This window comes from Bradyrhizobium sp. BR 10261 (assembly GCF_019455395.1).
Classification (GTDB): Bacteria; Pseudomonadota; Alphaproteobacteria; order Rhizobiales; family Xanthobacteraceae; genus Bradyrhizobium; species Bradyrhizobium manausense.
In genome coordinates, this window is the sequence record NZ_JACOFQ010000016.1 from 61,586 (window position 1) to 72,927 (window position 11,342).

Below are 11,342 nucleotides of genomic sequence, written 5' to 3' on the forward strand. Positions count from 1 at the left end.
TCTCGCCGAAGCTTTTGGCGAAGGCGAATGCGGGGAGAGGGTAATCACACCCTCGGCATGCTCGCGGGCCGCACCTCGCGAGCCTGCGCGGCGAGCCGGATGCCGGCATTGGGCGCACCAAAGCCCTGATAGCTCCTGCGCTCCACGATCTCGAAGAAGAAGCGCTCGTCGAAAATGTGGGTGTAGACCTGGAAGAATTCGCCGTTGCCCTCGCGGTCGTAAAGGATGTGGTTGGCGCGGAGCTTGGCCATGACTTCGGGGTCGAGGTCGTATTTGGCTTCGATGTCGTCGTAGTAATTGTCAGGGATATCCAGGAAGCCGGCGCCGCGTGCGCGCATCGCCGCGACGGTGGCGAAGATATCCTCGCACGCGAAGGCGACGTGCTGCACGCCCGAGCCGAAAAACTCCGAGATGAAGCGAGCCGGCAGCGTGCGGTTGGCGGAGGAGCCGTTGACGACGAAGCGCAGGCTCTGGTCGCCATTGATGAGGGCCTGGCTCTGCACGAGGCCTCTGGGGTCGGCGATCTCCATCTGCGGCAGCCGCTTGAGGTCGAGAATGCCGGTGTAGAACAGCAGCCAGGACAGCATCTCATCATAGGGCATCGATTGCGCGATGTGGTCGACCGCGATCAGCGCATCGGCGCTTGCGTTGCTCGCGACGGGCTCGAAATCCGTGTCCCAGTTCTTGCCGGCCTGATCGAGGAAATAGAGCAGGCTGCCGCCGACGCCGTGGATCGCGGGGATCTCCAGCTCGCCCGGCCCGACCGGCTGGTAGAAGGTGCGCGCCTTCAGCGTTTCGGCGCGCTGCATGGCAAGGCCGGCATTGTCTACATCGAGCGCGATGGCGCAGACGCCGGGGCCGTGCGTGACATAGTGCGAATGCGCGAAGCCGTCGGTCTCGGAATTGATCACGAGCTCGACCTTGCCTTGCGACCAGCGCTCCACCGCTTTGCTGCGATGCTTGCCGGTCTTGCGGAAGCCGAGCTGCGAAAACAATCGCGCGAGCTCGCCGGCCTTGGTTTCGTTGACCGCGAATTCGATGAAGCCGGTGCCGCTGCTCTTGGGCTTCGGCGCCAGGGGCTCGCCGACGAGCTTTGGCCAGTCCGGTGCGAGCTGGTCCTGCAGCAGGATCAGCGAGCGCAGGCCGTCGACCGCGGTCTGCGCCGCAGAGCCGGCGCGGAACTGGTCGTTGAAGATCTCCAGCGACCATGGCCCGGAGTAACCGGTTGCGGCGATCGCCTGCATGAATTCGCCGACCGGCAAATCTCCCTGGCCAGGGAAGGAGCGGAAGTGCCGGCTCCATGACAGGATGTCGAGCTCGAGCTTCGGCGCGTCGGCGAGCTGGACCAGAAAGATCTTGTCGCCGGGGATCGAAGCCATGGCGCGCACCGGGAAGCCCGGCGCCAGCGCGTGAAAGGAGTCGAGGATGACGCCGATCGCGGGATGATCGGCACGCCGCACGATCTCCCACGCATCGCGATAGTCGTTGACGTGCCGGCCCCAGGCCAGCGCCTCATAGCCTACGCGCAGGCCCCGCTTGGCAGCGCGGTCGCCGAGCTCGCGAAAATCGTCGGCCGCGCGGTCGATGCCGCCGAGCGAGTGAGGGGACACATTGGAGCAAACCAGCAACAGATCGGTGCCGAGCTCCTGCATCAGGTCGAACTTGCGCTCGGCGCGGGCAAAGTTGCGCGCGCGCTGCGGCTCCGGCATACCCTCGAAATCACGGAACGGCTGGTACGCGCAGATCTCGAGATTGAGGTCCTTGCAGAGCTTGGCGATGTCGCGCGGCTTTGAACCGAACGACAAGAGGTCGCTCTCGAAAATCTCGACCGCCTCGTAGCCTGCGGATGCGATGGCACGCAGCTTTTCGTCGAGGGCGCCCGAGAGGGAAACGGTGGCGATCGAGCGTTTGTTCATGCTGTAGTTTCCTCCATGGCGCCCCCGAGAAAGAGCTGGCCGATGCGTGGGTCGTTCAGGATGCGCTCCGCCTTGTCGACCATGCGGGTCTGGCCGAGCTCGAGCACGATGCCGATATCAGAAATTTCCAGCGCCGAGCGCGCGTTCTGCTCGATCATCAGGATGGTGACGCCGCGGTCGCGCAAATTCTTCAGGATATGGAAGGTCTGCTGCACCATCAGTGGCGACAGGCCGATCGAGGGCTCGTCGATCAGCACCAGCTTCGGCTCGAGCAGCAGCGAGCGAGCGATTTCGAGCTGTTTCTGCTCGCCGCCGGACAAGGTCGAGGCCTGCTGGGCCGATTTGCGGCGCAGCGCCGGAAACAGGTCGAGGGCGGTCTCGATCCGTGTCGGTAGATCGATGCCCTTGCCGGCGGCGACGCCGCCGAGCTCGATATTGTGGCGGACCGAGAGCTCGGGAAAGATATTGCGGCCCTGCGGCACGTAGCAGATGCCGGCATTGAGCAGCGCGCGCTGATTCAAGTTCGTGACGTCGCGGCCTGCGAAGCTGATCTTGCCTTCGCGGAGCTTCAGGAGACCGAAGATCGCCTTGAACACGGTGGACTTGCCGGCGCCGTTGGGGCCGATGATCGTGGTGATGGTCGCGGACGGCACCGAGAATGTGGTGCCATTCAAGATCGTCATCTTGCCGTAGCCGCCGACGAGGTTGTGAACCGAGAGGATCGGGTCGCTCATGATCAGTGTCCCAAATAGGCTTCGATCACGGCCGGGTTCTTCCGGACCTCGTCCGGCCGCCCCATCGCCAGCACCTTGCCTTCCGCCATCACTATCACGCGCGAGCACAGCGACATCACGAATTCCATGTTGTGCTCGATCACGACGAACGTGGCGTTCTTGTCGCGGTTGATGGCGACCAGCCGCTCTTTCAGATCGGCCAGCATCGACGGGTTGACACCGCCGGCGGGCTCATCGAGCAGCACCAAGCGCGGGCCGCCCATGAACGCCATGGCGGCATCGAGCAGTTTCTGCTGGCCGTAGGAGAGGCCGCCGGCAGGCTCAGAGGCGAGATGATCGAGCTTGAAGAAGCCGATCATCTGGTTGGCGGCATCCGTCAGCCCGGCATCGGCGCGGCCGACGAGGCGCGAGGCCATGTTACCCTGATGCTCCTGACCCGCCAGGATCAGGTTCTCGCGTACCGAGAGTTTTGGAAAGACCTGCAAAAGCTGGAAGGTGCGGCTCACGCCGAGCTTGTTGAGCTCGGAGGGGCGGAGGCCCGTGACCACCTTGCCGTCGAGCTTGACCTCGCCCCCCGATGGCGTGAGCTGGCCGAGGATGCAGTTGAACAAGGTCGACTTGCCGCAGCCGTTCGGGCCGATCAGGCCGAGGATCTCGCCTTCGCGGACATCGAAGCTGACGCCGTCGACCGCGTGGATGCCGCCGAAGCTTTTCTTGATATTGGTGACTTCGAGCACCGCACTCATTGCGCCGTCTCCAGCCGGGATTTGGCGACGGCGCGCAGCGCGGACGCCGCCTTGGTGCGCCGCGCGGCCATGTAGCGGTCGAGGATTCCCAGGATTCCCGTCGGCGACCAGATCAGCAGCCCCATCACAGCCAGCGCGTAGAGCATCAGATAATAGCCCTCGGTGAAGCGCAGCCATTCCGGCAGCAGCACCGCGATCATCGCCCCCAGGAACGGACCGAAATAGAAGCCGGCGCCGCCGACGATCACCATCATCAAGAGGTCGAGCGAGAGCGACAGGTTGAACGGAACAGGATCGATATATTGCGTCAGCGGCGCATAGAGCGCGCCGGCGACGCCGCCGAGCGCCGAGCCGATTGCGAACGCCATCAGCGTGTAGCGGCGGGTGTCGATGCCGAGTGACTGGGCTCGCAACGGATTCTCGCGCAGCGCCATGAAGGCGCGGCCCCAAGGCGAGCGGATCAGCCACCACACCGCCAGCGAGACGATCGCAAGCGAGCCGAGGCAGACATAATAGAACGGCAGTGGCTTGTTGGTCGCGGTGCCGAAGATATGTGGTCGCGGAATGTTGGAGATGCCGTAGATGCCGCCGGTGAGCCAGCTCTCGTTGCGAAACGCCAGGAAGGCCAGGGTCGAGAAGGCGAGGGTGACGAAGGCAAGGTAATGGTGCTGCACGCGCAGCGCCGGATAGCCGAGCACCCAGCCGACGCCGAAGCTCAGCACGATCGCGACTGCAATCGCGGCCGGCAGCGGCCAGCCATGCGTGGTCATGATCGCGGCGGCATAGGCGCCGATACCGACGAATGCGCCCTGCGCCAGCGAGACCTGGCCGGCATAGCCCAGCGTGAGGTTGAGGCCCATGGCGGCGATCGTCATCACCGCCCATTGGCTGAGGATGAACAGGCCGTAGCGGTTGAAGTTCATGGGGATGACGATCAGGCCGGCAATGACGATGAGGCCGAGCGTGATCTTCAGGGGCTTTGCAAAACCGCTCATACCGTGCGCTCCTCGGCGCGGCCGAGCAGTCCTTGCGGCCTGAACAGGATGACGGCGATCAGGAAGATCATTGGCACGGCGGCGCGGTACTGCGTCGAGACATAGGCGGCCGCGAGATTGTCGAGCACGCCGATCAGGAGGCCGCCGATGATCGCGCCGCGCACCTGGTTGAAGCCGCCGACGATCGCCGCGATGAAGGCGGCTTGGCCGAGCACTTCACCGCTGGAAAATTTCGCCAGATAGATCGGCGTGATCAGCAGCGAGGCCAGGGCGACCAGGAAGGCGTTGATCAGGAAGGTCAGCAGGATCATGCGCTCGACCGGCACGCCGATGATGCGCGCGACGGTCGGGTTCTGCGCCGCGGCCTGCATCTGATGGCCAAGCGACGTGCGGTTGAGCAGCGTGGTCAGGCAGAGCACGGCCACAATGGCGACGACGAGCACGCCGAGGCTTTGCAGCGATACGGCATGGCCGAGGACGGAGATATCGCCGGTCGGCACGATTGACGGAAACGGCGAGGCCTCGGCGCTGAAGAACTGCTTCACGGCTTCCTTGATGCCGATGGCGAGCGCCATGGTCGCGATTGCCAGCGGCAGCACGCCATGGCGCATCATCGGGTCGACCAGCAGCATCTTGAAGGCGAGGCCCAGCAGGATCATCGAGAGCAGGATGCCGAGGATGCTCGCGAGCCAGAACGGCGCGCCGACATGCATTGCCGCCAGCATCAGGAATGCCGGCAGCATCACGAACTCGCCTTGCGCGAAATTGATGGTCTGCGAGGTCTGCCACAGCAGCGTGAAGCCAACCGCAACCAGCGCATAGATCGCGCCAGTGGCGAGGCCCGCGACCAGGAGATCGAACAGGTTGGACATCTTCCTCTTTCGTGCCGCTCGCTCGCCCCGCTCTATCGTCTCCCTCTCCCCGTAAGAGCGGGGCGAGGGAGAAGAGAGGCGAAGATCACTTCAGCTTCGGCAGCACCTGCTTCACCACCTGCTTGCCTTCAACGACCTCGACCAGGAAGCTCTGCCGATCGATGTCGCCATTCTGGTCGAAGCTGACGTCCATCAGAATGCCCGGCTCCTCGGAGGCCTTGATGGTCAAGCCGTGCAGCGCATCGGCAAAGGCCTTGGGATCGACCTTGCCCATCTTCTCGGTGGTGGCTTTCACCATGTAGACGGCGAGATAGCCCTTCAGGCCGTTGTGATCAGGCACATAGTTGTACTTCTTCGAGAAGCGATCGCGGAAACCCTTGATCAGGTCGACCGGCGCGTCCGTGGTGAGGCCGACATGGCCGCGCGCGCCGTTGGCGGCGTCCCCGGCGAGCTCGATCACCTTCTGGCCGATCAGCGTTGTCTCGCCCATCAACGGCGCGGCCACGCTCTGGCGCTTCAGCTCCTTCAGGATGCGCGCGCTCTCTTCTTCGTTGAGGTAGACGAAGACGGCGTCGGGATTGGCGGCCTTGATCTTGCCGACGTCGGCGGCGAAATCGGCCTGGCCTGCTTCAGTGGAGAGATCGGCGACCACCTTTGAGCCGAGACGCTCCAGCTCCTTGATCACGACGTCACGTCCGCCGCGGCCGAAATCATTGTTGACCCAGACCACTGCGACCGACCTCGCCTTCATGTCGTCGTGGATGTACTTTGCGACCTTCGGCATCGAGGATTGCTGGCCGAACGAGGTGCGGAACAGGAACTTGTTGCCCGCTTGCGTCAACTCGGCGGCTTCGCCACCCATGATCTGGGTGATGCCGGCTTCGGCGGCGAGCGGGGCAGTGACCTTCACCGAGCCGGAATAGCCGGGGCCGAGCAGCACGTAGGGTTCGGCGTCGAGCGCCTTCTGCACCTGCGCGCGCGCTACACCGGGGTTGGACTGCGAGTCGGCATGGGTGACTTCGAGCTTGCGGCCGAGAATGCCGCCCTTGGCATTAATCTCCTCGATCGCGAGGTCGATGCCGTTTTTCCAGTTGGTGCCGACGGTTGCGCCGCCACCCGACAACTCGGCGACGTCGGCGAGCTTGATCGTCTGCGCCAAGGCGCCCGTGGTCGTGATGGCAGTGAGCAGCGCGCCCGCCAATAGCGTTGATTTCATCGTCCTCTCCTCCCGTATCATTTTTGCAAGCGGGCCTTGTGTCCGGCCGCTTCGCCTCAAGCTGCCTGATAGGCGGCGCTGCGCGCGGCCATCACGGCGTCAAAAGCCTCTCCCATGACTTCAGTCGATGGGGCAAGGCCCGTGAACAATTCGAAGGCGTCGGCAGCCTGGTAGATCGCAAGCTCCCGCCCGGTCATGATCCGCGCACCCTTGTCTCGCGCCGCGGCAAGCAGCGGCGTGATCAGCGGCGAATAGACAGCGTCGGCGACCCACAGGTTTTCGCGGAGCAGCGCCGGGGGGACCGGTGTGTCCCGGTTCGGCAGCATGCCGACGGGGGTGCCGTTGACGAGGCCGGTTGCGCCATCAAGCGCGTCCACGACGCTTTGAGCGACCCGTGCGCCACCGTGACTGGCCAGCAGCGCGGCAAGCTTCTCGGCCCGCGACGGCTCGCTGTCGAAGATGCGCAGGTCAGTCACCTTCAGGCTCGCCAGCGCAAACGCGATGGCCTTGCCGACGCCGCCGGTGCCGATCACGGCCACTGCATTTCCGGAAGGCGCCAGCAGCGGCTTGACCGCGCGTGCAAAGCCTGTGGTGTCGGTGTTGTGGCCGATCAGCCTGTTATTCTTGACCACGATGGTGTTGACCGCGGCCATCGTGGCTGCCGTCGATGCCAGCTCGTCGAGCAGCGGCACCACGGCTTCCTTGTAGGGGAAGGTGACGTTGACGCCGGCAAAGCCGAGCCGCCGCACGCCCTCGAGCATCATGCTCAGCCCGGTCGCATCCGCGCCGGCGACCTCGATGAGCTGGTAGTGGCCCCGCAGGCCCAGCGCCTCGGCGGCGCGCTCATGCATGGCGGGGGAGGCGGAATGGGCGATCGGCGCACCGATCAAGCCGGTCAGGAGTTTTTTGGAGGCAGCGGAGCCGCGGCTAGACATGATTCAGTATCGTCTCTCGATGGTCCTTGATCGTCCCTCGATCGTTTCTTGGTCATTTCTTGGGGCGCGCGTCGATGTCAGGCCATTGGCCGGGAAAACCGCGCAATTCCAAGAAGGACGATAGTCAATCCCCTGCCTAGCACAATTACCCTTTCGTCCCGTAAACCTAACATAATGTTAGCTCTTCCGCACGCGCCCCAGCGCGGCCTTGCCGTTGCTGCGTGCTGGCTCGACTGCGCGCATCTCGGCGCGCAGGGATTCGATGAAATATTCGACATGGAGCGACAGCGGCGCGCCGCGCTTCACGGCGATATAGGTGTCGAATTGCGTCGGCTCGGCGATCTTGATGAGCTCGACGCCGGGATAGCCGCCATGAGCGACCGTGAACTGGTCGATGATGGCGATGCCAAGCCCCGCCTTCACCAGTGCGCAGACCGTGGTGCCGAAGCGCGCACGGATGGTGATGTTATAGTCGAGCCGGTGGCGCGCAAAGATCTCGGCCATGATCCGGCCATAGGGATCGTTGGGATCGATGCCGATCAGCGGATAGCGGGTGATCTCGGCGGCCGACACCTGCTTGCGGCGGGCGAGCTCGTGGCCGGGCGGCACGACGCAATAGAGCTCGCCCGAGGCGAGCGGCAGGAAGTCGAGCCCGGAATGCTCCAATCGGTAGCTCATCGCCACGCATTCGCCGCGGCCGAGCAGCAGATAGTCGATGGCTTCTTCGATCTTGAGGATGTTGATGTCGATGCCGAGATCCGGATAGCGGCGCCGGACGCGCTCGATGGCGCGTGGCACCATCACCTGCGAGATGCTCGGCACCGAGCCGATCCGCAGTTCCGACAAGCCGCCGCGGCCGATCTTGGAGATGATCTCGGAGAGGTCGTCGACCTTCTTGTAGACACCGTTGATCTGCTCGAAAATGTTCTCGGCTTCCGGCGTCGGGAAATAGCGGCCGTTCTGACGCTGGAAGAAGCGGATGCCGAGCGAGCGCTCGGTGTATTTGACCAGCCGGCTGATCCCCGGCGCGGACACGTTCAGCAGCTTTGCCGCGCCGCCAATGGTTCCCGTCACCATCACGGCACGGATCACTTCAACCTGGCGCAGCGTCATCATGGTCTTGGCATCCGAAAGACGATCGTGGCGGCGATCATCTCACGAGAGCCATGGCGTCATCCAGCGGCAAGTGTCCGACGGTGTGGATTGAGGAAGCCGCTTGTGTCCGGTCGCGCTGCAACGCGTCTAGCGTTGCGGCGCAGAGCCGGGACCCGGAAAGCCAGAGGGCACATTGCGAATGGATGAGCCCCCCGCTCTGCAGCGCATCGTCGAAGAGGGGCTGCGCTAGCGTCCGGGGCACGGGCCTCGACCAGGTTCATCAACCTTCTCCACAGGGAAAAAAGGGAAACAATTTCCCGGCTAGATTGTTCTGGCTCTAATCAACGCGCTCAAATCGAAGCCGTCGCGCAATCCGTTGCCGCCGAGGTCGTTTGCTGCGGCTGCGTCCTAGCTGGCCGGTTGCTCCGGCGACGCGCTGCCGGCGCGTTCGCTTTGCAGCACGGCTCGCGCGAACTCGATGATCTTCTGCTTGTTCGCCGTCTCGCGCACGGCGAAAAACACGCGGTTCAATTCGAGGCCGAGCACGCTGTTGAGGGCGATGTTCTCGTCTTCCATCGTGGCTTTCCCGCTCCAGACGCCTTAGGTGTAACTATACGTCACTTCCTCCACAAGTAGATTAAATCTTCGATGGCAAGGCCACACCGGGGAATTACGGACGCGGGCGAATTGAGGCTGCCCCCAAAGACGTGTTATATGGAGACGCGAGGGGCAGGGAACGCATCGATGTCCGCCGTTGACTATGGCCGCGAGGCGCTGGACTTCATCGAAGGGCTGGGAGCCTATGGCAGGGTTCCCGATGCCATGAATGCGCTGGAAACGGCGTTCGGTCGCTTCGGCTTCGAGACCATTATCGTGACCGGATTGCCGAATCCCGATCAGCGGTTCGCGCAGATGGTGCTCGCCAAGCGCTGGCCCGCAGGCTGGTTCAGTCTCTACACGCAAAACAATTACGACCGCGTCGATCCCGTGGTGCGCCTGTGCCGGCAATCGCTCAACCCGTTCGAGTGGTCGGAAGCGCCGTATGATGCCGAACTCGAACCGAACGCGGCAGAGGTGATGAACCGCGCTACCGATTTCCGGATGTCACGCGGCTTCATCGTGCCCATCCACGGGCTCACCGGCTATGAGGCCGCGGTGTCGCTCGGCGGCGTTCATCTCGATCTGAATTCGCGCAGCAAGCCGGCTCTGCATCTGATGGCGATGTACGGCTTCGACCACATTCGCCGTCTGCTCGATCCTGTGCCGAGCAGGTCGGCGCGCCTGACCCCGCGTGAGCGCGAGGTGATCGCCTGGGCGTCGCAGGGCAAGTCGGCGTGGGAGATCGGTGAGATTCTCAACATCACGCAGCGCACCGCCGAGGAGCATCTTGCAACCGCTGCGCGCAAGCTGGGGGCGGTCAACCGTACGCATGCGGTTGCGCTCGCTATTCGCCACAAAATCATCAATCCCTAAACGACGTACTGGGAAATTTCCCAATATCGACTCTGCGCCTTTTCGCGGAGGCTACCTCCATTGAGGCTGGATGGGGGTTTTCATGATTCACGTAATTTCCGCGATCAATCGCCACCTCTACGAAGACGTACTCGAGCAGCATTTCCGGCTGCGCCACGACATATTCGTCGAGGAACGACACTGGGAGACGCTGCGCAGGCCTGATGGCCGCGAGATCGATTCCTACGACAACGAGGACACCGTCTATTTGCTCGCGCTGGAGGGGCGCCGCGTCGTCGGCGGCCATCGGCTCTATCCGACCACCAAGCCTTCGATGATGAGCGAGGTGTTTCCGCATCTGGCGGCCGTGCGCGGCTGGCCCGAGGATCCGCTGGTCTGGGAATGGTCGCGCTATTTCGTCGTTCGCGATCGCCGCGATGGCGCGCTCAATCTGCAACTGATGGCGGCGGTGCAGGAGTTCTGTCTCGATCAGGGAATCGCGCGTGTCAGCGCGATCATGGAGACCTGGTGGCTGCCGCGTTTCCACGAGGCCGGCTTCGTCGTGACGCCGCTCGGCCTGCCCGCGCTGGTGGAGAATGCCTGGACCATGGCGGCGACCATCGAGATTCGCCAGGAGACGGTCGATGCCCTGCATGATCGCATCGGCATGGCCTCGGTCGTCCGTCACGATGGACCGCGTCTCGACTGCATCGCCCATGCCAATATTTGCGGCCGCACCGCCGCGCAACAAAAGAGCGCCTGAGATGTCGAACGTGATGCGAGATAGCCAAACCATGGCGCAAATCAAGGACGAGAATCTCAGCTACATGTCCGACATGGCGCTCGAGCTCGCGCAGATGGCTGAAGATTCGGGGTTGGCGACGCTGGCCTATTTGTTCCGGATGGCGGCGCTGGAGGCCTCGACGGCCAATAGCGAACTGAACGTGCCGGACGATCTCCCCCGCCAGGTCACGTCGCACTAGGGCATGATCCGGAAAAGTGTGAAGCGGTTTTCCCTCGCGACATCAGCGGGACGCGTTTGCGCGGAGATCATGCTCAAACAAAGAGCTAAAGCGCGATGACGATTCAACCCGACCTCACCGCGCTTTAGGCGACACCCCTCGTTCCGACCCCCCTCACGCCCTCTCCCCGGAAACGGGGGGAGGGTTATCGTTTGGGTGCGGCATGCTGCCCTATCCGTGGCAGCCTTATTGCCGGGCCGATTGGGGGCGCATGCACCGGCATGCAACAAAGTGCAGGTCCGGCGCGGAATCGCTCTTGCCTCGGAACGATACTGCCATTACCCCTTTTTCGGCCTTGTAGAGGCAGGGGGAGCTCTTTCACTGATGGCGACTGTGTTCGAACATCGGCGCGCGTCTGC

12 protein-coding genes are annotated in these 11,342 nt (G+C 63.5%); 3 read left to right on the top strand and 9 right to left on the bottom strand.

Annotation, left to right across the window (positions count from 1 at the left end; all coding sequences use genetic code 11):
- Positions 1 to 44 precede the first annotated feature (44 nt).
- The 9 genes from HYH07_RS19840 to HYH07_RS19880 all read right to left on the bottom strand — a co-directional run bounded on the left by HYH07_RS19840 (position 45) and on the right by HYH07_RS19880 (position 9,085).
- Positions 45 to 1,916 (bottom strand): bifunctional sugar phosphate isomerase/epimerase/4-hydroxyphenylpyruvate dioxygenase family protein, encoded by a 1,872-nt coding sequence (locus tag HYH07_RS19840; RefSeq protein ID WP_220004075.1) that lies wholly within the window; start codon positions 1,914 to 1,916, stop codon positions 45 to 47.
- Positions 1,913 to 2,650: an ABC transporter ATP-binding protein gene (locus HYH07_RS19845; RefSeq protein ID WP_220004076.1), complete on the bottom strand. Its 738-nt coding sequence runs from the start codon at positions 2,648 to 2,650 to the stop codon at positions 1,913 to 1,915. Before HYH07_RS19845 ends, HYH07_RS19840 begins: the two co-directional genes overlap by 4 nt.
- A 2-nt stretch (positions 2,651 to 2,652) precedes the next feature.
- Positions 2,653 to 3,396 carry an ABC transporter ATP-binding protein gene (locus tag HYH07_RS19850; RefSeq protein ID WP_220004077.1) on the bottom strand — a complete coding sequence of 248 codons (744 nt, stop codon included), beginning with the start codon at positions 3,394 to 3,396 and terminating at the stop codon, positions 2,653 to 2,655.
- Positions 3,393 to 4,391: a branched-chain amino acid ABC transporter permease gene (locus HYH07_RS19855; RefSeq protein WP_220004078.1), complete on the bottom strand. Its 999-nt coding sequence runs from the start codon at positions 4,389 to 4,391 to the stop codon at positions 3,393 to 3,395. The genes HYH07_RS19850 and HYH07_RS19855 overlap by 4 nt, the downstream gene beginning before the upstream one ends.
- Positions 4,388 to 5,263, bottom strand: coding sequence for a branched-chain amino acid ABC transporter permease (locus HYH07_RS19860; protein WP_220004079.1), 876 nt, complete (start codon positions 5,261 to 5,263; stop codon positions 4,388 to 4,390). The genes HYH07_RS19855 and HYH07_RS19860 overlap by 4 nt, the downstream gene beginning before the upstream one ends.
- An 85-nt stretch (positions 5,264 to 5,348) precedes the next feature.
- Complete coding sequence (locus HYH07_RS19865; protein WP_220004080.1) at positions 5,349 to 6,479, bottom strand: ABC transporter substrate-binding protein; 1,131 nt, start codon at positions 6,477 to 6,479, stop codon at positions 5,349 to 5,351.
- A gap of 56 nt (positions 6,480 to 6,535) precedes the next feature.
- On the bottom strand, positions 6,536 to 7,414 hold the full coding sequence (locus tag HYH07_RS19870) for a shikimate dehydrogenase (protein ID WP_220004081.1): 879 nt from the start codon (positions 7,412 to 7,414) through the stop codon (positions 6,536 to 6,538).
- Positions 7,415 to 7,591: 177 nt separating this feature from the next.
- Positions 7,592 to 8,530 (bottom strand): LysR family transcriptional regulator, encoded by a 939-nt coding sequence (locus HYH07_RS19875; RefSeq protein ID WP_220004082.1) that lies wholly within the window; start codon positions 8,528 to 8,530, stop codon positions 7,592 to 7,594.
- Between the two features lie 387 nt (positions 8,531 to 8,917).
- On the bottom strand, positions 8,918 to 9,085 hold the full coding sequence (locus HYH07_RS19880) for a hypothetical protein (RefSeq protein WP_220004083.1): 168 nt from the start codon (positions 9,083 to 9,085) through the stop codon (positions 8,918 to 8,920).
- 168 nt (positions 9,086 to 9,253) lie between these two features.
- Here HYH07_RS19880 and HYH07_RS19885 point away from each other — a divergent pair, with 168 nt between their 5' ends.
- The 3 genes from HYH07_RS19885 (at position 9,254) to HYH07_RS19895 (ending at position 10,944) form a co-directional block, all read left to right on the top strand.
- On the top strand, positions 9,254 to 9,982 hold the full coding sequence (locus tag HYH07_RS19885) for a LuxR family transcriptional regulator (RefSeq protein WP_220004084.1): 729 nt from the start codon (positions 9,254 to 9,256) through the stop codon (positions 9,980 to 9,982).
- Positions 9,983 to 10,064: 82 nt separating this feature from the next.
- A complete protein-coding gene (locus HYH07_RS19890) occupies positions 10,065 to 10,724 on the top strand; it encodes an acyl-homoserine-lactone synthase (RefSeq protein ID WP_220004085.1) in 660 nt (219 codons plus the stop codon).
- 1 nt (position 10,725) lies between these two features.
- Positions 10,726 to 10,944 (top strand): hypothetical protein, encoded by a 219-nt coding sequence (locus tag HYH07_RS19895; RefSeq protein WP_220004086.1) that lies wholly within the window; start codon positions 10,726 to 10,728, stop codon positions 10,942 to 10,944.
- Positions 10,945 to 11,342: the final 398 nt, after the last annotated feature.

Excerpts from the sequence above, each read along its gene's own strand:
- HYH07_RS19895 (WP_220004086.1), top strand. The coding sequence starts at position 10,726 with ATGTCGAACGTGATGCGAGATAGCCAAACCATGGCGCAAATCAAGGAC.
- HYH07_RS19860 (WP_220004079.1), bottom strand. The coding sequence starts at position 5,263 with ATGTCCAACCTGTTCGATCTCCTGGTCGCGGGCCTCGCCACTGGCGCG.
- HYH07_RS19885 (WP_220004084.1), top strand. The coding sequence starts at position 9,254 with ATGTCCGCCGTTGACTATGGCCGCGAGGCGCTGGACTTCATCGAAGGG.
- HYH07_RS19880 (WP_220004083.1), bottom strand. The coding sequence starts at position 9,085 with ATGGAAGACGAGAACATCGCCCTCAACAGCGTGCTCGGCCTCGAATTG.
- HYH07_RS19875 (WP_220004082.1), bottom strand. The coding sequence starts at position 8,530 with ATGATGACGCTGCGCCAGGTTGAAGTGATCCGTGCCGTGATGGTGACG.
- HYH07_RS19890 (WP_220004085.1), top strand. The coding sequence starts at position 10,065 with ATGATTCACGTAATTTCCGCGATCAATCGCCACCTCTACGAAGACGTA.
- HYH07_RS19840 (WP_220004075.1), bottom strand. The coding sequence starts at position 1,916 with ATGAACAAACGCTCGATCGCCACCGTTTCCCTCTCGGGCGCCCTCGAC.
- HYH07_RS19850 (WP_220004077.1), bottom strand. The coding sequence starts at position 3,396 with ATGAGTGCGGTGCTCGAAGTCACCAATATCAAGAAAAGCTTCGGCGGC.
- HYH07_RS19855 (WP_220004078.1), bottom strand. The coding sequence starts at position 4,391 with ATGAGCGGTTTTGCAAAGCCCCTGAAGATCACGCTCGGCCTCATCGTC.
- HYH07_RS19845 (WP_220004076.1), bottom strand. The coding sequence starts at position 2,650 with ATGAGCGACCCGATCCTCTCGGTTCACAACCTCGTCGGCGGCTACGGC.
- HYH07_RS19870 (WP_220004081.1), bottom strand. The coding sequence starts at position 7,414 with ATGTCTAGCCGCGGCTCCGCTGCCTCCAAAAAACTCCTGACCGGCTTG.
- HYH07_RS19865 (WP_220004080.1), bottom strand. The coding sequence starts at position 6,479 with ATGAAATCAACGCTATTGGCGGGCGCGCTGCTCACTGCCATCACGACC.